Annotated in this window: 24 protein-coding genes; 2 read left to right on the top strand and 22 right to left on the bottom strand. The window is 35.7% G+C overall.

What is annotated here, in order from left to right; genetic code table 11:
- Nucleotides 1–79 precede the first annotated feature (79 nt).
- Nucleotides 80–1,483, bottom strand: coding sequence for an NADP-dependent phosphogluconate dehydrogenase (gene gndA / locus G8Y84_RS03065; RefSeq protein WP_037573834.1), 1,404 nt, complete (start codon nt 1,481–1,483; stop codon nt 80–82).
- Between the two features lie 91 nt (nt 1,484–1,574).
- Entirely contained in the window at nt 1,575–2,687 is a 1,113-nt protein-coding gene (locus G8Y84_RS03060) for a tripeptidase T (RefSeq protein WP_037573836.1), read from the bottom strand.
- 177 nt (nt 2,688–2,864) lie between these two features.
- On the opposite strand from G8Y84_RS03060, the gene prli42 reads away from it, so the two are divergent.
- Complete coding sequence (prli42, locus tag G8Y84_RS03055) at nt 2,865–2,966, top strand: stressosome-associated protein Prli42 (protein WP_150130324.1); 102 nt, start codon at nt 2,865–2,867, stop codon at nt 2,964–2,966.
- A 51-nt stretch (nt 2,967–3,017) separates the two neighbouring features.
- Here the strand turns inward: prli42 and G8Y84_RS03050 are convergent, their stop codons facing one another.
- From G8Y84_RS03050 to G8Y84_RS02955, 20 genes are all read right to left on the bottom strand, one after another.
- A complete protein-coding gene (locus G8Y84_RS03050) occupies nt 3,018–3,995 on the bottom strand; it encodes an aromatic acid exporter family protein (RefSeq protein ID WP_037573838.1) in 978 nt (325 codons plus the stop codon).
- An 11-nt stretch (nt 3,996–4,006) separates the two neighbouring features.
- Nucleotides 4,007–4,444 carry a bacilliredoxin BrxB gene (gene brxB, locus G8Y84_RS03045; RefSeq protein WP_037573840.1) on the bottom strand — a complete coding sequence of 146 codons (438 nt, stop codon included), beginning with the start codon at nt 4,442–4,444 and terminating at the stop codon, nt 4,007–4,009.
- A gap of 64 nt (nt 4,445–4,508) precedes the next feature.
- Nucleotides 4,509–5,774 (bottom strand): dihydrolipoamide acetyltransferase family protein, encoded by a 1,266-nt coding sequence (locus tag G8Y84_RS03040; RefSeq protein ID WP_103159088.1) that lies wholly within the window; start codon nt 5,772–5,774, stop codon nt 4,509–4,511.
- Between the two features lie 11 nt (nt 5,775–5,785).
- The gene (locus G8Y84_RS03035) at nt 5,786–6,769 is read right to left on the bottom strand and encodes an alpha-ketoacid dehydrogenase subunit beta (RefSeq protein ID WP_037573844.1); all 984 of its coding nucleotides are present in this window, start codon (nt 6,767–6,769) and stop codon (nt 5,786–5,788) included.
- Nucleotides 6,762–7,760 (bottom strand): thiamine pyrophosphate-dependent dehydrogenase E1 component subunit alpha, encoded by a 999-nt coding sequence (locus G8Y84_RS03030; RefSeq protein WP_037573846.1) that lies wholly within the window; start codon nt 7,758–7,760, stop codon nt 6,762–6,764. The genes G8Y84_RS03035 and G8Y84_RS03030 overlap by 8 nt, the downstream gene beginning before the upstream one ends.
- A 22-nt stretch (nt 7,761–7,782) precedes the next feature.
- A complete protein-coding gene (lpdA, locus tag G8Y84_RS03025; RefSeq protein WP_165806105.1) occupies nt 7,783–9,201 on the bottom strand; it encodes a dihydrolipoyl dehydrogenase in 1,419 nt (472 codons plus the stop codon).
- An 11-nt stretch (nt 9,202–9,212) separates the two neighbouring features.
- Nucleotides 9,213–10,271 (bottom strand): butyrate kinase, encoded by a 1,059-nt coding sequence (buk, locus tag G8Y84_RS03020; protein ID WP_165806104.1) that lies wholly within the window; start codon nt 10,269–10,271, stop codon nt 9,213–9,215.
- A gap of 55 nt (nt 10,272–10,326) precedes the next feature.
- On the bottom strand, nt 10,327–11,223 hold the full coding sequence (locus G8Y84_RS03015; RefSeq protein WP_375712600.1) for a phosphate acyltransferase: 897 nt from the start codon (nt 11,221–11,223) through the stop codon (nt 10,327–10,329).
- 14 nt (nt 11,224–11,237) lie between these two features.
- Entirely contained in the window at nt 11,238–12,911 is a 1,674-nt protein-coding gene (recN, locus tag G8Y84_RS03010; protein ID WP_119505152.1) for a DNA repair protein RecN, read from the bottom strand.
- Between the two features lie 12 nt (nt 12,912–12,923).
- Complete coding sequence (ahrC, locus tag G8Y84_RS03005) at nt 12,924–13,376, bottom strand: transcriptional regulator AhrC/ArgR (protein ID WP_037573850.1); 453 nt, start codon at nt 13,374–13,376, stop codon at nt 12,924–12,926.
- A 201-nt stretch (nt 13,377–13,577) separates the two neighbouring features.
- Nucleotides 13,578–15,467, bottom strand: a complete 1,890-nt coding sequence (dxs, locus tag G8Y84_RS03000) for a 1-deoxy-D-xylulose-5-phosphate synthase (RefSeq protein WP_165806103.1) — start codon at nt 15,465–15,467, stop codon at nt 13,578–13,580.
- Between the two features lie 35 nt (nt 15,468–15,502).
- A complete protein-coding gene (locus G8Y84_RS02995) occupies nt 15,503–16,387 on the bottom strand; it encodes a polyprenyl synthetase family protein (protein ID WP_165806102.1) in 885 nt (294 codons plus the stop codon).
- Nucleotides 16,365–16,589, bottom strand: coding sequence for an exodeoxyribonuclease VII small subunit (locus G8Y84_RS02990; RefSeq protein ID WP_037573854.1), 225 nt, complete (start codon nt 16,587–16,589; stop codon nt 16,365–16,367). The genes G8Y84_RS02995 and G8Y84_RS02990 overlap by 23 nt, the downstream gene beginning before the upstream one ends.
- Complete coding sequence (gene xseA, locus G8Y84_RS02985) at nt 16,573–17,919, bottom strand: exodeoxyribonuclease VII large subunit (RefSeq protein WP_165806101.1); 1,347 nt, start codon at nt 17,917–17,919, stop codon at nt 16,573–16,575. Before xseA ends, G8Y84_RS02990 begins: the two co-directional genes overlap by 17 nt.
- Nucleotides 17,920–17,927: 8 nt before the next feature.
- Entirely contained in the window at nt 17,928–18,320 is a 393-nt protein-coding gene (nusB, locus tag G8Y84_RS02980) for a transcription antitermination factor NusB (RefSeq protein WP_037573858.1), read from the bottom strand.
- A 21-nt stretch (nt 18,321–18,341) separates the two neighbouring features.
- Nucleotides 18,342–18,716, bottom strand: coding sequence for an Asp23/Gls24 family envelope stress response protein (locus G8Y84_RS02975; RefSeq protein ID WP_037573860.1), 375 nt, complete (start codon nt 18,714–18,716; stop codon nt 18,342–18,344).
- A 22-nt stretch (nt 18,717–18,738) separates the two neighbouring features.
- Entirely contained in the window at nt 18,739–20,094 is a 1,356-nt protein-coding gene (gene accC, locus G8Y84_RS02970) for an acetyl-CoA carboxylase biotin carboxylase subunit (protein ID WP_037573862.1), read from the bottom strand.
- 1 nt (nt 20,095) lies between these two features.
- Complete coding sequence (accB, locus tag G8Y84_RS02965; RefSeq protein WP_037573863.1) at nt 20,096–20,554, bottom strand: acetyl-CoA carboxylase biotin carboxyl carrier protein; 459 nt, start codon at nt 20,552–20,554, stop codon at nt 20,096–20,098.
- 215 nt (nt 20,555–20,769) lie between these two features.
- Nucleotides 20,770–21,327 carry an elongation factor P gene (gene efp / locus G8Y84_RS02960; RefSeq protein WP_037573865.1) on the bottom strand — a complete coding sequence of 186 codons (558 nt, stop codon included), beginning with the start codon at nt 21,325–21,327 and terminating at the stop codon, nt 20,770–20,772.
- 27 nt (nt 21,328–21,354) lie between these two features.
- Nucleotides 21,355–22,416 carry a M24 family metallopeptidase gene (locus tag G8Y84_RS02955; protein ID WP_165806100.1) on the bottom strand — a complete coding sequence of 354 codons (1,062 nt, stop codon included), beginning with the start codon at nt 22,414–22,416 and terminating at the stop codon, nt 21,355–21,357.
- A 91-nt stretch (nt 22,417–22,507) separates the two neighbouring features.
- Between G8Y84_RS02955 and G8Y84_RS02950 the strand changes: the two genes are divergently transcribed.
- Nucleotides 22,508–23,110, top strand: a complete 603-nt coding sequence (locus G8Y84_RS02950; protein ID WP_107367457.1) for a hypothetical protein — start codon at nt 22,508–22,510, stop codon at nt 23,108–23,110.
- Nucleotides 23,111–23,113: the final 3 nt, after the last annotated feature.

Below are 23,113 nucleotides of genomic sequence, written 5' to 3'. Positions count from 1 at the left end.
ATCACTCTATCACTGACCGTGATTTTTAAAATGCACTTCACCAATGGATATTGACGAAGTGCATTTAATTTTATGAGGATTATTCAGTCCATTGTGTATGGAAAACGCCTGATTTATCTTTACGCTCATACGTGTGTGCCCCAAAATAGTCACGTTGAGCTTGAATTAAGTTCGCTGGTAAATCAGCAGTACGATAACTATCAAAATAGTTAATGCTTGCTGCGAATCCTGGTACCGCAATGCCATTTTGTACGCCAGTCGCGACAACTTCACGTAATGCATGTTGGTATTCATTGACAATCTCTTTAAAGTAATCGTCTAATAATAAATTTTCAAGTTTATTGTTTTTATCATAAGCATCTTTAATTTTTTGGAGGAATTGTGCACGAATAATACAACCTGCTCTCCAAATCATTGCTAATTCGCCTAATTGTAAATTCCAATCATTTTCATCACTTGCTGCTTTCATTTGATCAAAACCTTGTGCATATGAGCAGATTTTACTCATATATAACGCACGACGAATTTGTTCTAAAAATGCGTCTTTGTCCCCTTTAAATGTAGCAGAGGGACCTGTTAAATGTTTAGAGGCATTGACACGTTGATCTTTAATTGAAGAAATAAAGCGAGCAAATACGGATTCGGTAATAATCGTTAATGGTGCGCCTAATTCTAATGCGTTGATAGAAGTCCATTTACCAGTCCCTTTTTGTCCTGCTTTATCCATGATTTTTTCGACAAGTGGTTCTCCTGATTCATCTAATTTCGTGAAGATTTCCCCAGTAATTTCGATGAGATAACTTTCAAGCTCTCCCGTATTCCATGATTTAAACGTTTCAGAAATTTCTTCATGGGACATACCTAGAAGTTGTTTCATCATGAAATAACTTTCAGCAATTAATTGCATATCCGCATATTCAATACCATTATGAACCATCTTAACGTAATGACCTGCTCCATTTGGACCAATATATGTTACACAAGGCGTTCCATCGTCAGCTTTAGCAGCAATGGCCTCAAAAATATGTGAAACTTTATCGTAGGCTTCACGCTGTCCACCTGGCATCATAGAAGGGCCTGTTAATGCGCCTACTTCCCCACCTGAAACTCCAGTACCAATGAAATTAATACCGCTTTGAGCTAATGCTTGATTACGACGCATTGTATCTAAATAATTTGTATTACCACCATCAATTAAGATATCGTCATTATCAAGTAATGGTAAAAGACTTTCAATAGTTTTGTCAGTCGCTGCGCCTGCTTTAACCATAAGTAAAATTTTACGTGGTTTTTCTAAAGAATTTACGAACTCTTCTAAAGAATATGTTGGAACAATATTTTTACCTTCTGATTCTGCGACCATGATGTCTGTTTTTTCGGATGAGCGGTTAAATACTGAAACTGTATAGCCACGAGATTCAATATTCCATGCTAGGTTTTTACCCATTACCGCAAGTCCTACTACACCAATTTGTTGTGTCATTATAATTACCTCTCTTAATCTAAACTCTCTTAATATCAATTACGCACTCATTGTACCACATTCTACAAGTATAAACACTTGAGGGATTTCATTAAGCGCTTTCAATAATTTTTAATAGGTATTTCGTTAAATCGATTAAAGATTTTTGTGAAATTCGTTCATCAGTTGTATGAATAAATTCATAACCGACACCTAAAATTATAGTTGGGATTCCTAGCCCATTGATAATGTTGCCATCAGATCCGCCACCACCTATAGTTGTATTAGCATTAAATCCGAGTGAAAGTGATGCAGATTGTGCGATTTGGTAAACTTTTTCACGCTCATCAATTTTAAATCCAGGATAGGCAATCTCTGATGTAACCTCTGCATGAGATTGAAATTGTTCGGCAGTTTGAATAAAAGTCTCTTTCATATGACGGGTTTGAGCCTCTATTTTTGCTTTATCATGGGAGCGAGCCTCAGCCCAAATATTGACGAGGTCAGTCACGACGTTTGTTGGGCCTCCTCCATTAAAAGAACCTATATTGGCGGTAGTTTCTTCATCAATTTGACCTAATTTCATTTGGCTAATGGCCTTTGCAGCAATATTAATTGCGCTTATCCCTTCTTCAGGTGTGCTCGCATGTGCTTTTTTACCTTTAATTTGCGCATGCATTTTCATTTGGTAAGGCGCGCCAATTGTAATGTCGCCTACAGGAACAGAAGCATCAATAGCAAATCCGTAGTCGGCATCTAAAAGTGAAGCGTCTAATGCTTTGGCCCCCACAAGCCCGGATTCTTCACCTACTGTGATTACAAATTGAAGTTGACCATGTGGGAGATTATTTTCTTTTATAAGTGTCAAAACTTCTAAAATCACGGCTAAGCCTGCTTTATCATCTGCACCTAGTACAGTGGTACCATCAGAGTATATATAACCGTCATCTTTAATAATAGGTTGAATATTTTGACCTGGTTCAACGGTATCCATATGAGAGGTGAAATATATTTTATCGTGTCCATCCTCATTCGCTTTTAAAGTACAAATTAGATTGTTAGCACCAAAGTTTGTGAGTGCTTTAGCATTGTCTTCTTTAACCTCTAAACCTAAAGATAAAAATTTATCTTTTAAAATAGGTTGAATTTTTTCTTCGTGACCGGTTTCAGAATCGATTTTCACGAGTTCAATAAATGTTTGTACTAATCGTTCTTGATTAATCATGTTCTCACCTTCCCAAATTCGTATAATTATATTTTAAGGTATTTATAAAACATTTCAAATGCTAAAGTTGTGATTATCTTGTAAAAATAAAGTTGTGGTGCATGAAACACAATGTTATAATTTGCTTTAACTGTATATAAATACAATGAGTCATTTTATGAGTTGGAGGCGTCAATTGTGTTAAACCAAAAGGTAAGAAAAATCTTAGTTATTGTGATGCTTGTTGCTATCATCGTTTCATTGATACTCACAGGTATAGCACCTATTTTAAGTATGTAGTTTAATAAACCCCTTCACGTGATTGAATCAAACGTGAAGGGGTTTATAATTTTATACTTCATGATGCATTTTTAAATTTCCGAATTTTGACTTAATGGTTAAATATTCTTCGGTATCATATAGTATTTGAATCATACTTGAACGTGTATGAAGCGCTTCATGAGTTGTTGGTAAAGGTTCTTGATCAATTTCTAGTCGAACTTGGTATACCAAATATAATCGCTGTGCTGTGTAATTGTTTTCATTAACGTTTTCAGCCATTTCTCTAAAAACTTCTGCTACTCGACTGGAGATAGGATCATCTGCATCGATATGATGAATATGATGATTAATGCGTTTTAAAATTTCAACTTGATCCTCTCGCATATCGAAGTAATGATAATAGCTATTTTCATTACGAACAAAATGATTTTTGACATCTCTAAATGCGATTGATTTTGCTTTTTGAATAGACTGATTAAGTGGATGAAAAGATATTTCTAACTTATTATCATGAGTATCGCAAGCATGACTAAATTGATAAAAAATAGATTTTATTTGTGATTCAATATCATACTTATATTTTTGTAAATCTCTATCTAAGCTTGGCATTATTGCATTCATTAAAAAAGCAATGGACAAGCCAACAATAATGAGTAATATCTCATTGATGACTAGGGATAGATTAATATGTGTGGCATTGAAAAAGTGTAGTAGGATGACTATACTTGTGACCACACCCTCTTGCATATTAATAACAACGGTAAGTGGAATAAATAATAAAACGATTAAACCTAAGACGAGTGCGTGTTGTCCTAAAATCGGAAAAATGAGTGCACCAAAGGCAATGGCAATTAAACAAGAAACAAAACGCGAAACAATAGCATTAACAGAATGCATTTTCGTATCTTTAATACATAATACAACTAAAATGGCACTAGAGGCATAATTATCTAAACCTAAGAGTTTAGCAACAATGACGCCTAGTGCCATACCGACCGCAGTTTTAATCGTTCTAAATCCTATTCTATAGGGATTTAAACGTAACATTTAACGGCTCCTTACTTTTCTTCACAATATTTGTCAAATAAACGTTGTAATTGATTGATGACATCCATTGTATCGTGTCCTTCGATTTGATGACGTTCAATCATTTCTGTGATTTTACCATCTTTCATGAGTGCAAACGAAGGGCTTGAAGGTGCGTAACCTTCAAAGTAATCACGAGCGCGTTGAGTAGCTTCTTTATCTTGACCAGCAAATACAGTTACAAGTCGATCTGGAAGTACATCGTAATGAAGCGCATGTGCTGCAGCTGGACGTGCAATTCCTCCAGCACAACCACAAACGGAATTAATCATCACAAGTGTTGTTCCTTCTTTTGAAAATACACTATTTACTTCTTCTTCAGTAGTGAGTTGTTCATAACCAGCAATATCCATATCTTTACGTGCTTGCTTCACAACATCATTCATATATAAATCAAAGTTTAAATCCATTTGACCAACCTCCTAAGATAGTTTTATTTTACTAGAGGCTTTACATCAATTCAATATATCGATATTAATAAATTTGTGTACTATCAATCGTATAGCGTTCAATACGTGATTTTACTTTGTTTAAAAATTGTCCTGCTTGTAAACCATCAAGAATTCGATGGTCGATGGATAAGCATAGATTTACCATATGACGAATAGCGATCATATCATCAATTACAACTGGTCGCTTCACGATGGATTCAACTTGTAAAATAGCAGCTTGAGGGTGATTAATAATGCCCATAGAGCTTACAGAGCCAAAACTACCTGTATTATTAACAGTAAATGTCCCCCCTTGCATATCCGCATTGGTTAATTGATTTTGACGTGCTTTTTTAGCAAGTGTTGCGATTTCTTTTGCAATACCTTTTATTGATTTTTCGTCGGCATTTTTAATTACAGGGACAAATAGTTTGTCCTCCGCAGCGACAGCTATAGATAAGTTAATATCTTTATGTACATGTATTTCGTTATTTTTCCAAGAACTGTTTAACATTGGAAATTCATGCAACGTTTCTGCAACGGCTTTTACAAAAAACGCAAAAAATGTAAGATTATATCCTTCTTTAGCTTTAAATTGATCTTTATAGTGTTGTCGTGTTTTTACAAGTTCAGTCGCATCAACTTCAATTTTCATCCAGGCATGCGGAATTTCATGAACGCTTTGAACCATTTTTTGCGCAATTTGCTGTCTTACGCCTTTGACTGGAATCATGGAAGTTAATTCATTTGAAGATGAAACTTCATTATCAATGGCTTTTAACGGGGCAACTGATTCTGAATTTTGATGACTTGAGGCCTGTAAGTGTTCTTTCCCTGATTGAATAAAAGCTTCAATATCTTTTTTTGTCACACGCCCTTCAAAACCTGTTCCCGGAACTTCTTCTAAATTAATTTGATGTTGGGACGCAATTTTAAATACCACGGGTGAATAGCGTCCGTTATTTTTAGACCCTTCAGTTGTGTGGGTGTTAAGTGAATGCTGTCCATTTTTTGTAGAAGCATTTTCATTATTGGATTTCTCATTGTCATCAGTGTCTAATGTAGGCGAAGCACCTTCTTCTACCTCCATTTCGCATATTACTGTACCTATTGAAATCGTTTCACCCGTTTCAACATGGATTTTAGTAATTTTACCTGAAAAAGAGGAAGGGACTTCGGCTGTCACTTTATCTGTAATCACTTCACATAATGGATCGTACTCTTCAACAGTATCTCCGACTTGAACTAGCCATTGCTCAATCGTCCCTTCATGAACGCTTTCACCTAATTTCGGCATTTTAATTTCCATAGTAGGCCTCCTTAAAATGTTGCGAGTTCACGCATTTTATTTTTAATTTTTTCAGGATTTATCATAAACTCATCTTCAAGAGGTGGTGCAAATGGCATGGCAGGCACATCAGGGCCAGCTAATCTCATAATAGGCGCATCCAAATCAAACAAACAATGTTCTGCAATGATGGCGGCTACTTCTGACATGATACTACCCTCTTTATTATCCTCAGTGATTAATAAACACTTCCCTGTTTTTTTCGCACGTTCAATGATTGTTTCTTTATCTAATGGATAGACGGTTCTTAAATCTACAACCTCAACATCAAACCCTTCCTCAGCCAATAAATCTGCAGCCTGAAGTGAATAATTCACTGCTAAACCATAAGTGAAAACAGTAATGTCATTTCCTTCACGTTTGACGTCGGCTTTATATAACGGAACTGTATAATACTCTTCTGGCACGTCTTCTTTTAATAAACGGTAGGCTTTTTTATGTTCAAAGAAAAGCACTGGATCATTAGATTGAATAGACGCAAGCAATAATCCCTTTGCATCATATGGCGTAGATGGGATAACGACAGTCAATCCAGGTGTTGAAGCAAAAACACTTTCAATACTCTGAGAATGATACAATGCACCATGAATCCCACCACCAAAAGGCGCACGAATAGTAAGGGGAACTTGCCAATCGTTGTTTGAACGATAGCGCATTTTTGCAGCTTCACTCATAATTTGGTTTGTCGCCGGCAAAATATATTCGGCAAACTGAATTTCTGCTATAGGTCTTTTTCCCATCATTGCCGCACCAATCGCTGAACCTACGATATTTGATTCTGCTAAAGGCGTATCTAAAACACGGTACAAGCCATACTTTTGTTGTAGGCCAGCTGTGACACCAAAAACGCCACCTTTTTTCCCGACATCTTCACCTAAAATAAAGGTTTGATCATCTTTTTCAAGCGCTAAATCCAGTGCATTTTTAATCGCTTCTAAATAAGTTAATTTAGGCATTTTTTTCACCCTCCTGATCATAAACATGAGTATACGTTTCTGAAGGATCAGGATAAGGTGATGCTTCAGCTTGTTTAGTGGCTTCATGTACATGTTGTTTATTTTCTTTCTCTATTTCTTCAAACCAAGCGGTATCTATTTTAACTTCCTCAATTAAATATTTTTTAAATTGAGCGTTACAGTCGTTGCTTTTATCTTCTGTTTTTTCTTCATTTGTGCGATAACGATCATCGTCATCTGATGAATGTGCAGTTAATCTCGTACACATGGCTTCTATTAATGTGCTTCCTTCACCATTCACCCCACGTTCACGTGCTTTTTTCACCGCTTGATATACAGCTATAGGGTCGTTACCATCTACTGTCTCACCAAACATACCATACCCTTTCGCTCGGTCTGACAAGTATTCAGCACCATATTGTAACTCTTTCGAGACTGAGATAGCGTATTTATTATTTTCAATCAGACAAATGAAAGGTAAATCATGAACTCCCGCGAAATTAAGACCTTCATGAAAATCTCCTTGATTCGAACTTCCTTCCCCAAGTGTAACAAATGCGATATTTGATTTACGATCCATTTTAAGCGATAATGCTGCTCCTACCGCATGCAAAATTTGCGTGGCTACTGATGAACCTTGAGACATTATACCTACTTCTTTTTTACTGAAATGAGACGGCATTTGTTTCCCACCTGAACTGATATCATCACGTTTTCCAAAAGCTGAGTACATTGTCTCTAAAGGCGTCATTCCTAAATAAGTCACGAATGCGAGGTCCCTGTAATATGGTGCACTAATATCCCCTTTTTGTAACGCATATGCTGCACCTATTTGTGTGGCTTCTTGGCCTTGACAACTAATCACAAACGGAATTTTTCCAGCACGGTTTAATAACCACATGCGTTCATCTAATTTGCGGCCTAAATCCATGGCTACATAAATATTTTTTAAATCTTCGACTGTGAGATGGGCTTCTCTATAATCTTTCATTGCCTTCTCCTCCTCAAGGTTCCTAAATATGAATGGATTGATTTTCTGATTTTAATCCCAATTCCATTAAAAGTTCTGATATTGACGGATGCGCATGAACCGTACTTCCGAGTTCTATGGCAGACCCATCCATAAATTTTAATAAGCTGAGTTCATTGATAAGTTCAGTGACATGTGGTCCAACGAGAGAAGCACCTAAAAATGTATTTGAGGTTTTCTCAAATACAAGTTCTGCAAAACCTTGGGGTTGATCCAAAGATTCAATTAACGCTTTACCATTCGCTTTAAACGGAGCTTTTACCACAGATGTTTCAATTCCTTTCGCTTTTGCATCTTTCGCTGTCATTCCAATTGAAGCCACTTCTGGTTGTGTATAAATACACCGTGGCATTTGGTGATAATCTATCGCTAAAGGTTGTGCGTTAAACATATGTTCAACTGCAATAATCCCTTCTTTAGCCCCTACATGCGCTAATTGCAATTGCCCAATAACGTCTCCAGCAGCATAAATATGAGCATCAGCCGTTTGCATAAATTCGTTTGTTTGAATTGTTTTACGGTTTGATAATTCAACTTTCGTATTATTTAAACCAATATGATCTGTATTCGCTTCACGGCCAACAGCGACTAAAACTTTCTCGACAGTTAAAGGCTCATCGAGATTAAATGTAATGCTATCATTTGAACGTTGTATCATTTCTTCTGTGATTGCAGTATTTTCTAAAATGGTAATGCCTTCTTTTGTTAAGTTTTGCTTCATCAAACGGCTCACCTGTTCACTTTCATGTATCAGTATGCGCTCAGAAGCTTCTACTATAGTGACTTTTACGCCCAGAACGTTTAAGAGATGTGCAAACTCTAACCCAATAACACCTCCTCCGATAATCAGTATACTTTCAGGTGAGTTTGTGAGTTTCATCATATCATCACTATTTAAAACCGTATGATGATCAAAGGGTATCATAGGAAGTTCTATAGGGTGTGACCCTGTAGCAATAAGAACATAATCATTTGGCAATAACTCTGATTCTCCCGATGCGTATTCTACAGATACTGTGCCGCTTTGAGGGGAAAAGATAGATGCCCCTAATAAGCAGCCTTTACCATTAAATACATCAATTTTATTTTGCATTATTAAATGCTCAACGCCTTGATGCATTTGATGAACGATTTTATCTTTCCGCTTAAGTATAGATTCAAAATGGAAAGTAGGTTCATTTACTTCAATACCGTATTGACTAGCTTGTTGTATATAATGATATATTTCTGCAGATTTTAAAAATGATTTTGTAGGGATACATCCACGGTGTAAGCAAGTGCCTCCTAGTTTTTCTTCTTCCACAAGTGCTACTGTTTTTCCGAGTTGACTCGCTCGGATGGCGGCAGAATAGCCAGCGATACCTCCGCCTAATACAACTAAATCATATTTTTCTTTTGTCATTTATGATTCTCCTAACTATACCTATTTATAGGAATGATACCATTTAAAGCATGTTGCGCATTTTCAGCGAGGGCTTGCATTTCAAATTCTCCTGGATAAACACTGATTGAGGCAATCCACTCTATGTAGGGTCTTAACAATTGAATAAACGTATTACTATAGCTCATACCACCAGTAAAGATGATTTGGTCTACATTTCCTTGTAATAAAGTGGCCCGCTCACCAATTGTCTTTACAATTTGAATGGCAAACGTATCTATGATTAATTTTATTTTAGGATTGGCCTCATAATTTGCCATTATCCATTTAAAATCTGTCGATCCAGTATACATTTGTAACCCTGAATTTGAAGCAAAACGTTTTTTCATCTCGTTATTGCTCAATTGATAGTTTTTTTGATAATCGATGAGCGCATCATTCGGTAGAGTTCCCGAACGATTTAAAGCCATAGGGCCTTCTCCATAAAGTGCTTCATTCACATCAATGACTTTTCCATTTTTATGGGCCGCGACGCTGACACCCCCACCCATATGTATCACAATTAAATTTAATTGTTCATAGTTTTTGTGTATTTCTTCTGCGTATTTTTTAGCAACCGCTTTTTGGTTGAGTGCATGAAAGATACTTTTTCTTTGAATTTCAGGAAAACCTGTGAATCTAACTTCAGGAATGAGTTCATCAACGACGACAGGATCTGAAATAAAGACAGGAAGGTGAAACTGTTCGCCTATTTCATAACCAAGGACTGCACTTAAATTTGAGGCATGGACGCCATATTTAATTGTCTTTAAATCTTTGTATATTTCCTCATTAACTTTGTATGTTCCACCGGGGATAGGTTTGAGTAAACCACCCCTACATGCTATAGCATCAATGGTTGACATGGATATTTCATTTTGTGATAACCATTGCATCATAGCTTCACGTCTAGGTTTTTTTTGATCCATTATATTTAAAATTGTTATTTCAGAATCATGAACGATATTCGTACCCACAACTTCGGTATCGTCTTCGTAAAGGGCAAGTTTACTTGACGTACTTCCTAAATTAAAAACAAGTATGCGGCTCATAAAATCCTCTCTTTCTAAAGTTATTTTCAAAGATGTTTGAGATTCGAACCTTACATTATGATAAAGCTTTTAAAGCGAGCAAAACTGAATTGACTTTATTTGAGACAGAGTCTGCGCGTGAAGTCAAAATGATTGGATAAGGTGCCCCAATAATCAAGCTTGCCACTCGTGCACGACCAAAATATGTGAGTGATTTATATAATACATTGCCTACATCAATTTGTGGGACGATTAAGGCATCGGCATCTCCAGCTACTGGTGAATCAATACCTTTTAATATTGCACTTTGTTTGTTAATTGCGTTGTCAAATGCTAATGGACCTTCCACTTGAATCTCATCATTTTCCCTAGAGAATATTTGTTTAAGTTCCACTGCTTGAGTTGAAGATGGGATTTTGGAACTAGCTGTCTCCACTGAAGACAACATGGCGACCTTTAATTTTTGGTAACCTAGTTGTGTGGCAAAGTGCTTAATGTTCTTTATTATTTTTTGATGTTCTTCTACTGTAGGTTGCACATTTAAGGCAACATCTGATATAAATAACAGTTTATGATAGTCAGGTATCTCACAACACGCAAGGTGATTCATGAAAAAAGGAATTTTCATAGTTTGGTTTAAATGTTTTAAAACCGCTGATAATAATTCCGCAGTTGAAATCAAACCTTTCATCAGTATGTCTATACGCTGATTATCCAAGTCTTGCAAACATTGCGCAATTGCCTCATGCACACTATCAAACGTATGAATATGAATGCGTTCTAACAGTGCGGCAGGCATTTCATAGGAGCGAATCAGTTCGGAAACATCTTGATGATTATAAAGTGAAAATGATGCATTGGTTTGAGTTAATATCTCTCGTATAACTTGAATTGACGATTCGTTAATGGCATTAATCATCGCAATATGTCCTGTGAAGTTCTGTTTATGTTGAAATAACAAGTTAAAATCCAACTGGCTACACCTCTTTAATGTTGATTTTGTTCAATCATTTCCTTGGCATTTTGTAAAGTCAATTTTGTAACTGTCGCTCCTGAGATCATCCGTGCCACCTCTTGAACGCGTTCCTCTCCACTGAGTTCTTGAACTTGTGTTGTCGTACGATCATCTTTTTCATGTTTTGAAATATACAAGTGATGATCGCTCATTGATGCAACTTGAGGTAAATGCGAAATACAGATGACTTGTATAACGGACGCGATTTGTTTCATTTTTTCAGCCATTTTTTGTGCCGCTTGACCTGAAACGCCGGAATCGACTTCATCAAATAAAATAGCAGTTTGACCTCGGGCATTTACGAAAATACTTTTTAAAGCTAACATAATTCGTGAAAGTTCCCCTCCACTCGCAATTTTATTTAAACTTTTGAGTGGTTCTCCTTTATTTGGGCTAATTAAAAATTCAACCCGTTCTAAACCATCTTGTTGTGGTGCATCATAGCGGGTAAAAGCGATTTCTAAGTTTGCGTCTTTCATTTGTAGGTTTTGAATTTCTTCTACAATGTGGTCACGTAATGTGCGCGCAACAATACGCCGTTCTTTAGATAAGACTTCGCCATCTTTTTGAAGTTGTTGTTTGAGGTCACTAATTTCACTTCTTAATTGGGATGTGCTTTCTTCATAGTTCTCTATTTTATTGATTTCGTCTTCAATTTTGTCTGTATATTTAATAAGCTCCGGAATATCTTTTCCATATTTACGTTTTAAATTATTAAGAAGATTCATTCTTGATTCTAATTCGTTCAAATATTGTTCATCAAAATCTGTTTGATTTATTTCATCATAGATTTGATGTTTTGCATCTTCTAATGTGTAATAAAACTGATCTACATCTTCTTTTAATTTTTGGTAAGTTTCGGGCAAAATTTGATCAATAATTTGTAATTGGCTATTTAATTCATATAGTCGATCGGTAATCGCATGTTCGTCAGTTAAAGTAGCATAGGCCGCATTTAGTGCATGACTCAAATTTTCAGAGTTCTGAATTCGTTTAATATCGATTTCAAGTTGCTCTATTTCTCCTTCTTGTAGGTGCGCTTCTTTAAGCTCATCATGCTGAAATTTCATTAAGTCTAAACGCTGTAACAGAGCTTGATCGGCTGATTCTAATTCTTCAAGTTCTTTTACTTTTTCTTTATGTTGTGAATAAGTATTTTCGTAGTTATCAAGTGCTTGTTGATAGCGACCTTCTGCATAACGGTCTAATAACTCTATATGATATTTTTGCTTTAATAAGGATTGTGTTTCATGTTGACCGTGAATGTCAAGCAATTGTTGCATCACTTTTCTTAAGTCCTGGAGCGTGACTGTTGTGTTATTGATACGGCACATACTTTTTCCAGAATTGAAAATTTCGCGTTTGACAATGAGAAAGTCTTCGGATAAATCAATTCCAATTTGTTCTAAAACAATATAGGCTTCTTTTGCATGGTCGATATCAAAAATGCCTTCAATTATCGCCTTTTTTTCTCCGTGTCTTACAAAATCTGATGAAGCACGCATCCCAATTAATTGACCTATTGCATCGATGATGATAGATTTACCAGCTCCTGTTTCACCACTTAAAACGGTTAAACCTTCACCAAATTGAATTTCAAGTTCGTCAATAATTGCAAATTGTTTAATGGATAGACTTTGTAACATAGCATCGCTTCCTTATAACATATTAAAAATACGTGTTTTAATTTCATCAGCGTCCTGTGATGTACGGCAAATAATCAGACACGTATCATCGCCACAAATCGTTCCAAGAACTTCATCCCAGTCGATTTGATCTAAGATAGCTCCAATAGATTGGGCGTTTCCTGGTAAGGTTTTTAAGACTAACAAATTATCTGTGCCATCAATTTTCACAAAAGAATCCATGAGATAACGGCCTAATTTTTCTAATGGATGATAGCGTCGATCATTAGGTAAACTGTACACATATTGACCTGTTGGCGCGGGTACTTTTATGAGTTGAAGCTCTTTAATATCCCTAGAAACTGTGGCTTGTGTGACATTCATTTCATAATCATTTAAGCGCTTGACTAATTCATCTTGTGTTTCAATTTGTTCATTAGAAATAATTTCTCTGATTTTTATATGTCTAACAGATTTTTTAGGCATAATAGACACCTCGTAACGAATATTTATACATTGATTTTACCATACAATCATTTAATAACCTAGTTAGGACCTATTTCCTAAAGAGCAATAACCTATTCATTTATTGTATAAAAATGTTGCCAATTCACTATAAATGATACAAATAAAGTAAAAAACCCTTCAAAGTAACTTGTTTTTTTACTTTGAAGGGAAGATATTTTTTTATTGTGAATTAGATTTTTTACGGTCGACCAACTTTTTTGCTTCTTGCGCGATAGGTTTTGCGGTTAAATTCAAATCTTCTAAAATTTGATCAACATTTCCATGTTCAATGTATTCATCTTCAATACCAATACGCTTTATTAAATTCGTATAGCCATGTTCCATGAAAAATGTTGCAATTTGACTACCTAACCCGCCATTGAGCATTCCTTCTTCAGCTATAAGCACGGGTTGATTTGAACGACCCACTTCATGTAATTTTTTGATATCCATAGGTTTAATGAAGCGCGCATTCAGAACGGTTGCAGAGATATCCTCTTTCGTTAACAATTCAGCAGCTTCAATAATTGTATGAACAGTAGGTCCGTAACTAATCAAAGTGACATCTTGGCCAGTGGATAACTGTTCCCAAGTCCCTAATTCAATTAAGCTTTTTTTCTTATTTAAAGGGACACCATAACCGTTACCTCTTGGGTAGCGGATAGCAAAGGGACCTTGTGAATGTTGCATTGCAGTGTAAACTAAATCGCGTGCCTCATTTTCATCTTTAGGCATAGTTACCGTCATATTAGGAAATTGAGTTAAAAATCCCACATCAAATACCCCTTGATGCGTTTCACCGTCAGCCCCCACTAATCCTGAACGGTCAATGCCAAATATAACGTTAAGTTTTTGACGATCCACATCGTGAAGGACTTGATCATACGCCCGTTGTAAAAATGTTGAATAGATAGCAACATAAGGTCTGAATCCTTCTACTGCTAATCCAGCAGCCATCGTTACTGCATGTTGTTCAGCAATCCCAACATCAAAAAATTGCTCCGGAAGCTCAGATTGGAATTTTGTAAGTTTAGAACCGACAGGCATCGCGGGTGTAATTGCGACAACACGCTTATCTTGTTTAGCATAAGATAGAATTTCATCACTCATAAATTGACTCCAAGAAGGACCCGTTGGTTGGCCTTTAATTTGTTCGCCGGTTTCTAATTTGTAAGGTCCTAATCCATGCCATGTCCCGATTTTATCATTTTCAGCAGGTTGATAACCTTTTCCTTTTTTGGTCACCACATGTATGAGCACAGGTTTATTGATAGAATCTGCAGTTTGAAGGGCATTTTCAAGTTCTTCGTAATTGTGACCATCTACTGGTCCAATGTATCGAATACCAAGTTCTTCAAAAAAGGCACCGTCTACAACAAGATATTTTAAACTATCTTTTATACGATCAGCAGATTCACGGATTCTGCTTCCTCCGGGTAGACGACTTAATACTGTTTCAGCATCAAGTTTGAGCTTGTTATAACCTTGATTCATCCGAATACGACCTAACATATTATGCATCGCGCCAACATTTGGTGCGATACTCATTTCATTATCGTTTAAGATAATAGTCATATTTGTGCGGTCATGACCGATATTGTTAAGTGCTTCCAATGCCATACCACCTGTAAGCGCGCCATCTCCTATAACAGGTATCACATGGTGATTTTGATTCATGATATCACGCGCTTTTGCCATACCCATGGCAGCAGAAAGCGAAGTGGAACTATGTCCCGCTTCCCACACATCGTGTTCTGACTCTCTGAGTTTCGGAAAACCACAGAGTCCTTTATATTGACGTAAAGTGTCGAATTGATGTCCTCTACCAGTTAAAATTTTATGTATATAACTTTGATGTCCTACATCCCAAAGAATTTTATCTTGTGGGCTATTATAATGCTTGTGAAGTGCAATGGTTAGCTCAACGACGCCAAGGTTAGCACCAATGTGCCCCCCTGTTTTTGAGCATGTTTGTATTAGGAATTGCCGTATCTCTTCACTTAAAGCTTCTAATTCTTTCACACTCAAATTTTTTAAAAATGAGGGATCTTTAATTTCACGTACATCCATTTTTATCACCCTAAATCATTGTATCATCAACGTATTTATTTTTGACGCTGATAAAATAATTTTAATAGTTCGTTTAAATTTGTAGTATCATAATCTTTTAATAAAGTATTTAAAATTTCAGTTGCCTTAGATACATGTGACGAGAGTTGTTTCTCTGCACCTGCCTCACCTAGCAATGAAACGTAAGTACTTTTATCATTAAGAATATCACTTCCTACAGGTTTACCCAATTTTTCTTGATCACCATTGACATCTAGCAAATCATCTTTAATTTGAAAAATGATACCCAATTGTTCTGCAAAGTTTGAAAGTAAATTTTTGACATGTGAAGGTGCTTCGGAGATGATTGTTGCACTTTCAATTGCAAAATGAATTAAAGCCCCTGTTTTGTGGCTATGAATGGTCTCTAATTGATGGAGTTGTAGTTTTTCTCCCTCGCTTTGCATATCTAATGTTTGACCGCCTACCATTCCTAAATGCCCGCTAGCCGTAGATAGTAAATGAATGATTTCTATTTGTATATGTGGTGGCAAAGATTGAGGTTTAGAAATAAGTTCGAAGGCTTTAGTGAGTAAAGCATCTCCCGCTAAAATAGCCAACCACTCCCCATATTTTTTATGGTTCGTCGGTTTTCCACGTCTATAGTCGTCATTATCCATGACTGGTAAATCATCATGAATCAATGAATACGTATGAATCATTTCTAGTGCAATGGCTGTAGTCATACCACTTTGGTAGCTCTTCTCAGATAACATGTCTAACGTGGATAGCAATAATAACGGACGTATACGTTTGCCACCAGCTTCTAGAGAATAGCGCATACTTTCTTCTAATTTTGTTTGTAGTGGAGAAGATGTCACACTATTATTAAGTGCTACGTTGAAATCAGTTAAAATTTTATTCAACTTCGGATTCATCATTAGAAACCGCCTCATTTTCCATTAATTTTGCTACTTTTTCTTCAGCTTCTTTTAATGTCTTTTCACAAGACTTTGATAATGCCATCCCTTTTTGATATAATTCCATGCTTTCTTCTAAAGAGATACTATCATTATCTAGTTTATTAACAATTGTTTCGAGTTCTTTCATCATTTCTTCAAAATTTTTATTTTCTGTCGCCATTTTTACACCTTACCTTTGTAATAGTTGCTTCTACATGTCCATCTTTCATCATAATTTCAATATCATCCCCGTTTTTAAGAGCTTTTGGGCTAGAAACAATTTCATTATCCTTTTTTACTATGGAGTATCCGCGTAACATGATTTGCGTTGGACTCAGATTGTTTAAGCTTTCAATTTTTTGAATCAATTGTTGTTCTTTATTTCTTAAAGTTGAACTTGTTAACTTTATAAGTTGGGAGGCTAATTGATGTTGGTGCTCTTGTTGTCTTATTATATTTTGATGAAAATGTTTAAGATGAAAGTTTTGTTGTAATATTGTTAATCGTTGTTGTTCACTTAACAATTTTTGTTTCATCGTTTCATGTAGAATACGATCTAAATCATCTCGTTTTTGAATGTGTTGGTCGTATAAAAGTGTAGGTTGTTTAAATTTATAATAAGACGTATATTGATTGATATATTGCCGTGCATGTTTAAGATACTGTTTAATAAAGCGGGTCATGAAGACACGACTTTGTTGAATCATTTGAAGTAAGTCATTTTGATCTGGTGTCGCAATCATAGCGGCTTGAGTTGGGGTTGCAGCACGAATGTCAGCGACGTAATCACTTAACGTTGTATCAGTTTCATGTCCTACAGCCGAGATGACAGGAGTCTGACATTGATATATGGCTTTGACGACCTCTTCTTCGTTAAAATTCCATAAATCTTCAATAGAACCTCCACCACGACCAAGGATGATGGTATCTACATTTAAACTATCAGCATATTTGAGCTTTTCAATGATATCCGCCTTTGCGGCTTCACCTTGGACGAGCGTACTAATTTTAATTTGTTCAGCAAGTGGATATCTGGAAGTTAGTGTATTTTGGATATCTCGAATGGCAGCACCGGTTTGCGCAGTCAGAATAGCAATTCTTGAAGGGTATTTAGGAATTGCTTTTTTATGTTCCTCATTAAAATACCCCTCTTTTGCTAATTTACTTTTTAATTGTTCATATTTTTGATAGAGATTGCCGATACCGTCTAATTGCATAGTGTTAACATAAATTTGATAAGTGCCTCTTCGTTCATAGACAGACACACGCGCTTCCACTAAAACTTGGTCCCCTTCTTTTGGATCAAAATCAAGATGTTGGGCTTGAGCTTTAAACATCATGGCATTTATCAAGCTATTTTCATCTTTAATAGCAAAATAAAGGTGACCACTACTATGCTTTTTAAAGTTTGAAAGTTCCCCTTTGATAAGCACTGCTTGTAAGTGTGGATCCTTATCGAATTTATATTTTATATACTTTGTTAATGCAGAGACAGTTAAATAAGTAGTCATAGTATCACTCAATCTTTATTTAAATTACTTAATACGCCATTGATAAATCGATAATGATCATCGTCGCTAAATTGTTTGGCTAATTCTATCGCTTCGTTCATAATCACTTTTTTAGGTGTGTCGCTGTGTAACATCTCAAATGTTGCCATTCTCAAAATAATTCGATCTGTTTTTAATAGACGAGGAATTGACCAACCTTTTAAATGAGGTGCAATCGTTTCGTCAATTACAGATTCATGATCTTTCACCCCAGAAACGAGCCAGTAAATAAAGTCAAAATCAAGATTAGGATCTTCATCTTTAATAAAATGAATCGCCTCGTCAATTGTTAACTCTGAATTTTTAGTTTCCAATTGGAATAAGGTTTGGAACGCTTGACTTCTAGCTTGTTTTCTACTCATTACATCTTCTCCGTTTCATCATTAATGTTGCCCATTTTCGTTCATTTCTAAATGTGTAATATGCACATTGATTTGTTTTGGGGTTAACGCAGTCATATTTTTTATTGCGCTATGGATGGCTTCTTGAATTCTTAACGCTGTTGCAGAAATTTTTGAACCATACTTTAGTGCACAATACACGTTAAGATAGATTTCATTATCGATGATTTCAACTTTAACGCCTTTACTTAAATTTTTTACACCTAATCTTTCCAAAGTTTGGTTTCTCATGTCAGTAAAAACACCTTGTACGCCTTCAACTTCTGAAACAGCGATACTGGCAATTACTGAAATGACTTCAGGTACAATTTCGACTGTTCCAAGATTTGGATTGAAATTTCCAACAGATTTAGCCATATTGCTTCGCCTCCATATTAAATTATCCTTCTTCGTTCATAATATCGTAAATCTCTAAAAATTTGGTACTAAAAAATCCTTCTCTAAATACTGGATGACCTAACAAACGTATATGGAATGGAATGGTTGTATCAATGCCCATGACGACAAATTCATTCAACGCACGTAATCCTGTCATTATAGCTTCATCCCTTGAAGGTTGGTGAACAATCAATTTTGCTACCATAGAATCATAGTAAGGAGGAATCATGTAATTATTGTAACAAGCTGATTCTATACGTACACCGTATCCGCCAGGTGTTAAATATTGAGTGATTTTTCCAGGAGATGGCATAAAGTTTTTATAAGGATTCTCAGCGTTTATCCTAAATTCTATCGCATGACCATTGATTTGAATATCTTCTTGAGTATAAGGGAGCTTTTCTCCCATAGCTACTTTGATTTGTAATTTAACTAAATCTACCCCCGTCACCATTTCTGTGACTGGATGCTCAACTTGAATTCGAGTATTCATTTCCATGAAATAAAATTTATCCTCATCTAGGTCATAAATGAATTCAATTGTTCCTGCATTATAATACTCAACAGCTTTTGCTGCCCGAACAGCTGCTTCGCCCATTTCCTGGCGCATCTTTTCTGAGAGAATAGGTGAAGGCGCTTCTTCGACAAGCTTTTGCATTCGGCGCTGTATCGTACAATCACGTTCACCGAGGTGAATGACATTACCATGTTCATCTCCCATGATTTGAATTTCAATATGGCGAAAATTTTCAATGAATTTTTCTAAGTAAAGTCCCCCGTTACCAAACGCTGTTTCAGCCTCTTGTTGTGTCATTTTATATCCATTAACGAGCTCATCTTCATTTCGCGCGATTCGTATCCCTTTACCACCGCCCCCGGCAGTTGCTTTTATAATGACTGGATAGCCAATAGTGTTAGCTGTTTCGATGGCTTGCTCAATACTCTCAACAAGTCCTTCACTGCCTGGAACAACAGGTACATTTGCACGTTTCATTTCTTCTTTAGCAATATCTTTAATCCCCATTTTTTGAATGGAATTATAACTAGGACCAATAAATTTTAATTGTACAGCTTCACATAATTCAGCGAAGTCCCCATTTTCTGCTAAAAATCCGTAACCCGGATGTATGCCATCACAACCTGTAGAAGTGGCAATAGATAATATATTTGGAATGTTTAAATATGAATCTTTTGATTGCTTAGGCCCCACACAGTATGCTTCATCGGCTAGTTGAGTATGTAAAGCGTCTTTATCGCCTTCTGAATATATTGCCACTGTTTGAATTCCTAATTCATGGCATGCACGAATAATGCGCACTGCAATCTCGCCACGGTTCGCAATAAGTATTTTTTTCATATTATTTCACCTTAAACAATGCTTGGCCATACTCAACCATTTGTCCATCTTCTACAAGAATTTCAACGATTTCACCTGAAACTTCTGCTTGAATTTCATTGAAAAGTTTCATTGCTTCTAAAATACATACTGTTGTATTTGCAGAAACTTGGTCTCCAACTTGTACATATGGATTTTCTTCTGGTGAAGGAGATTTATAAAAAGTCCCTACCATAGGAGCTGTAATTGTTTGTAAATTATCATCTTGTTTTACTTCATTATTCGAAACATCAGATTGTACCACTTGAGGTTCAGCGCTAGCAGGTGCAATGTTTGTCGGTGCAACTGCTGTAACTTGTTGTGTCACCAATTCTTTTTCTTTTTTCAGATTAACAACTGTCCCTTTATCCTCAATATTAATTTCAGTTAAATTAGAGTCACTTAAAATTTCAATTAACTCTTTAATCTCTTTAAAATTCATAATGTTTCTCCCTTATGATTGAATTATTTCTATCATACTATTTTACTTGAGGAAATGGACCAATTCAAGCAAATACCAGTGGATGATACAGTAAAACGGGGTTGGCACATCCATTCATGTCCAACCCCAAATTGATTATTTTATTACAACTAACTTATTAATGCTTAATTATTCTACATTGAATAAAGATAAAAACGCTCTTATTAATGAGAAAATTATGCACGTGATACATAACTACCGTCAGTAGTGTTAATCACTAACGTATCACCTTCGTTTACGAATAACGGCACATTTAGTGTGTAACCAGTTTCAACTGTCGCTGATTTAGTAGCACCAGTTGCTGTATCACCTTTAATACCAGGTTCTGTTTCAGTCACTTGAAGTTCAACAGTTTTTGGGAGTTCTACTCCAATTGTTTCACCTTCGTATGTTTGAATTTGAACATCCATATTTGCTTTAAGGAATTTTAATTCATGTTCTAAATAAGCTGTTGTTAATTCAGTTTGCTCAAAAGATTCATTATCCATAAATACATGGTTGTCCCCGTCAGCATATAAATATTGCATACGACGATTTTCAATCATAGCAGGTTCTACCTTTTCACCTGCACGAAAAGTTTTTTCTTGGATAGCACCCGTACGTAAATTACGTAATTTAGATCTTACGAATGCAGATCCTTTTCCTGGTTTAACGTGTTGAAATTCAATTACTTTCCAAATCCCGTTATCAACTGAAATTGTTAAACCTGTTTTGAAATCATTTACAGAAATCATGCATTTTCCTCCTCAAGTATCACTCTCTTATAAAATAATAAGGTCTTTTGTTGAATTAGTAAAGCGTCGACCTCCATTTTCAGTAATTAAAATGTCATCTTCTATTCTGACTCCGCCTACACCTTCCACGTAAATCCCCGGTTCAATTGTGACAACATGGTTAGGCTCCAGTACTTGATGCGATTTTTGAGATAGGTTTGGCATTTCATGTACATTGAGCCCTACGCCATGACCTAGAGAATGACCGAAATTTGAACCATATCCAGCGTCCTCTATTATTTTTCTAGCAATAGAATCTATTTCTTTACCTGTCATGCCAGGGCGAATTTGAGCTACAGCTGTTTCTTGACTTTTTAACACAATTTCATAAATTTCTTTCATTTTAGCACTTGGCTCACCTACAGCAAATGTGCGCGTGATATCAGAAGCATAACCATCATAATAAGCGCCAAAGTCTAAAGTGACCATATCGCCTTTTTCAATAACTTTATCAGTGGCAATCCCATGTGGTAATGCGCCCCGATAGCCTGAAGCAACAATCGTATCAAATGATGTTTTTTCAGAGCCTAAGTGTAACATTTTACTTTCTAAATGGGCCTTAACCTCTTTTTCAGTCATGCCTGGTTCGACAATTTTTAATATGTAGTGGTATGCATCATCAACAATTTTTGCGGCTTTATCAATGGATTGAATTTCGTTATCGTCTTTGACCATGCGAATTTTTTCGATTTCGTCTCCTAAAGTAATAAGGTCATGGCGCCCTCTATTTAAATTTAAAAATGTATCATAAGAAACGAGATGACTCTCAAAACCAATGTTTGACAAATGAGATGTTTTAAATTGCTCAACCATCTCATCTAATAAAGGTTTTGTATGTTGAATAATTTGAAAATCAGGTGCTTGTTTTGTTGCTTGTTCTATATATCTAAAATCTGTCAAAAGAATATTTTTATCTTTAGTGATTAACAATCCACCACTAGAGCCAGTAAACCCTGAAAGGTATCGACGATTGAAGTCTGTTAAAATCACAATACCATCAAGTTGTTTTTTTTCTAACAATGCTTTGACTTTTTTGAGTCTTATATTCATAAAATTTGCCCCCTTATTTATTTGTGATTACTTCTATGATACCGTAAAATAAATACTTGTATAGTGAAAAACTTTGGATTAGGAGTCAGTTATGAAAAAGGTAGCAAGTCTATTTCTCGTATCTTCAATTTTATTAACAGCCTGTGGGAGTCAAAATTTATTGCCTTTAGAAGAAAAAAGTACTAAATTAAGCGATAAAAATCATGATCTCAAACTAGAAAACCAAGAAATTAAGAATGAAAATGCGCAAAAGCAAAAACAATTGGAAGCATTGGATAAAGATAATCAAAATAAAAGGCAAGCGAAAAAGAATCAAACCATGTCTGATTATTTAAAAGTTTCCTCTGATTATTATAATGAACTCACTCACTTGATTAATGAATATCAAAAGATTGATAAAGAAGTACTCAAAAACAAGAAAAATAATGATGTAAATGACCAATTGGATGCTATTATCAGTGACCATGAAGAGGCTGTTTCGACCTATAAAGACAACATAGATTCCTCAGAAATCAAAAAGAACAGTGAAATTAAAAAACAAGACAAGGAGGTCCAAAAACTACAACAACAAATTAAGTCATCTTTCAATGACATTAAAAAAGGATACGATAAAAAAGATCTTAAACAAATTAATAAAGGAAGACAGGAACTCGTTAATTTGGAAGTCAACGTAAATTCAACTGAGAATCAGTAAAGG

The sequence above is a fragment of the Staphylococcus sp. 11511212 genome (genome assembly GCF_011394755.1).
Taxonomy (GTDB): domain Bacteria; phylum Bacillota; class Bacilli; order Staphylococcales; family Staphylococcaceae; genus Staphylococcus; species Staphylococcus chromogenes.
The sequence above is the reverse complement of the archived record's forward strand: the minus strand, read 5'-3'. Positions and strand labels throughout refer to the sequence as shown.

Bases quoted from the DNA above. Each gene is read 5' to 3' on its own strand.
- gndA (WP_037573834.1), bottom strand. From the start codon at position 1,483: ATGACACAACAAATTGGTGTAGTAGGACTTGCGGTAATGGGTAAAAAC.
- G8Y84_RS03060 (WP_037573836.1), bottom strand. From the start codon at position 2,687: ATGATTAATCAAGAACGATTAGTACAAACATTTATTGAACTCGTGAAA.
- G8Y84_RS03050 (WP_037573838.1), bottom strand. From the start codon at position 3,995: ATGTTACGTTTAAATCCCTATAGAATAGGATTTAGAACGATTAAAACT.
- brxB (WP_037573840.1), bottom strand. From the start codon at position 4,444: ATGGATTTAAACTTTGATTTATATATGAATGATGTTGTGAAGCAAGCA.
- G8Y84_RS03040 (WP_103159088.1), bottom strand. From the start codon at position 5,774: ATGGAAATTAAAATGCCGAAATTAGGTGAAAGCGTTCATGAAGGGACG.
- G8Y84_RS03035 (WP_037573844.1), bottom strand. From the start codon at position 6,769: ATGCCTAAATTAACTTATTTAGAAGCGATTAAAAATGCACTGGATTTA.
- G8Y84_RS03030 (WP_037573846.1), bottom strand. From the start codon at position 7,760: ATGAAAGATTATAGAGAAGCCCATCTCACAGTCGAAGATTTAAAAAAT.
- lpdA (WP_165806105.1), bottom strand. From the start codon at position 9,201: ATGACAAAAGAAAAATATGATTTAGTTGTATTAGGCGGAGGTATCGCT.
- buk (WP_165806104.1), bottom strand. From the start codon at position 10,271: ATGAGCCGCATACTTGTTTTTAATTTAGGAAGTACGTCAAGTAAACTT.
- recN (WP_119505152.1), bottom strand. From the start codon at position 12,911: ATGTTACAAAGTCTATCCATTAAACAATTTGCAATTATTGACGAACTT.
- ahrC (WP_037573850.1), bottom strand. From the start codon at position 13,376: ATGCCTAAAAAATCTGTTAGACATATAAAAATCAGAGAAATTATTTCT.
- dxs (WP_165806103.1), bottom strand. From the start codon at position 15,467: ATGGATGTACGTGAAATTAAAGATCCCTCATTTTTAAAAAATTTGAGT.
- G8Y84_RS02995 (WP_165806102.1), bottom strand. From the start codon at position 16,387: ATGATGAATCCGAAGTTGAATAAAATTTTAACTGATTTCAACGTAGCA.
- G8Y84_RS02990 (WP_037573854.1), bottom strand. From the start codon at position 16,589: ATGGCGACAGAAAATAAAAATTTTGAAGAAATGATGAAAGAACTCGAA.
- xseA (WP_165806101.1), bottom strand. From the start codon at position 17,919: ATGACTACTTATTTAACTGTCTCTGCATTAACAAAGTATATAAAATAT.
- nusB (WP_037573858.1), bottom strand. From the start codon at position 18,320: ATGAGTAGAAAACAAGCTAGAAGTCAAGCGTTCCAAACCTTATTCCAA.
- G8Y84_RS02975 (WP_037573860.1), bottom strand. From the start codon at position 18,716: ATGGCTAAATCTGTTGGAAATTTCAATCCAAATCTTGGAACAGTCGAA.
- accC (WP_037573862.1), bottom strand. From the start codon at position 20,094: ATGAAAAAAATACTTATTGCGAACCGTGGCGAGATTGCAGTGCGCATT.
- accB (WP_037573863.1), bottom strand. From the start codon at position 20,554: ATGAATTTTAAAGAGATTAAAGAGTTAATTGAAATTTTAAGTGACTCT.
- efp (WP_037573865.1), bottom strand. From the start codon at position 21,327: ATGATTTCTGTAAATGATTTCAAAACAGGTTTAACAATTTCAGTTGAT.
- G8Y84_RS02955 (WP_165806100.1), bottom strand. From the start codon at position 22,416: ATGAATATAAGACTCAAAAAAGTCAAAGCATTGTTAGAAAAAAAACAA.
- G8Y84_RS02950 (WP_107367457.1), top strand. From the start codon at position 22,508: ATGAAAAAGGTAGCAAGTCTATTTCTCGTATCTTCAATTTTATTAACA.